General features: G+C 77.6%; 1 pseudogene. It reads left to right on the top strand.

Annotated elements, in window-relative coordinates:
• Positions 1-683, top strand: a pseudogene (locus tag DY240_RS32245) (hypothetical protein); the annotation flags it as partial.

Below are 683 nucleotides of genomic sequence, written 5' to 3'. Positions count from 1 at the left end.
GCCGCGGACGCCAAACGTGCCGACGCCGCCGCCGGGGTGCCGGCGCGGACGAAGGATCAGCGCCGCGCCGACGCCCTGGCCGAGCTGGGCTGGGCCGCCCTCACCGCCTGCGCCGACAGCGCCACCATCCCGCTGAGCCACACAGCCGGAGTGGCCGGCTCCGCCGGCGACTCCGCCCACCAGGCGTCCGCCGGCCTGGTCGGTCCCGCCGGCGCGGCAGCTTCTGCTGGCGTCCCCGCTCACCGGGCGCCCGCCGGAACGGCCGGCTCCGCCGGCGACGCCGCCCACCGGGCGTCCGCTGGCCTGGTCGGCTCCGCCGGTACGGCCGGTTCTGCCGGTGCCGCGGGTTCTGCCGGTGCCGCGGGTTCTGCCGGTGCCGCGGGTTCTGCCGGCGGCGCACTGTCTCGTGCCGACACGGTCGGGCCGCCACCACCGGCACCCTCCAGCACCAGCACCCCACCGCCGCGGCGGCGGCCGATCAGCGTGCACATCACCGTCCCGTTCACCACCGCGATCGGGCTCAGTGACCAGCCGGGCGAACTGGAGGGCTACGGGCCCATCCCCGCCCACGCCGCCAAGATCCTCGCCGCCGAAGGCGTCTGGACCTGGCTGCGCACCGACGGCACCGGACACCTGCTCGACCTCGGCCGCACCCGCTACCGCCCCACCAAAGCCCTCGCCGA

The organism is Jiangella rhizosphaerae (assembly GCF_003579925.1).
Taxonomy (GTDB): domain Bacteria; phylum Actinomycetota; class Actinomycetes; order Jiangellales; family Jiangellaceae; genus Jiangella; species Jiangella rhizosphaerae.
Note: the sequence above shows the minus strand (reverse complement) of the source record. Positions and strands in the feature narration are given on the sequence as shown.